Below are 461 nucleotides of genomic sequence, written 5' to 3' on the forward strand. Positions count from 1 at the left end.
CTCCCGCAGCGCCGAGAGAAGCTGCTCCTTTACCTCGTGAGGGGTTCCTTCTGCGGCCAGATTGAGCACGGGCACGACGGCAGTTTCAGTGTCCTGCTCCCGGTCCCACTGCACATTGGCCGGCAGGTGCTCGGCCAGAAAGCGCCGCAGTCTTCTGGCGTCAACGACAGCGACGGCAGTATCGCCCTGGCGCAGCTGGACGGCTCCGCCGCGGGCCACCGTTTCGACGGCCGCCGCAGGGATTGTGAAGTCGGGTTCCATGGAGCCAGTCAACCATCCGGCACCCACCTCGAGGGCGGCCGCCTGAAGTTTCTCGTCCTCGCTTCCCTGCTGCCGATGCTGAACCGGCAGGACCCCGGGACATCCGCTAATGCTCCCTCATGGAAGTATTAGCCGCATGAATGCTTTCGGAGCCCTGACCACCGCGGAAGCCGGAACCCGGCTGGGCATCACCCAGGTTT

Annotated in this window: 1 protein-coding gene; it reads right to left on the minus strand. The window is 65.1% G+C overall.

Annotation, left to right across the window (positions count from 1 at the left end; genetic code table 11):
• Nucleotides 1-261 (minus strand): hypothetical protein (locus AC5RVV_RS18080; RefSeq protein ID WP_494002722.1); only part of this gene is annotated, 261 nt, incomplete at its 3' end.
• Nucleotides 262-461: the final 200 nt, after the last annotated feature.

It is taken from the genome of Arthrobacter sp. MDT2-34-1 (assembly GCF_059091365.1).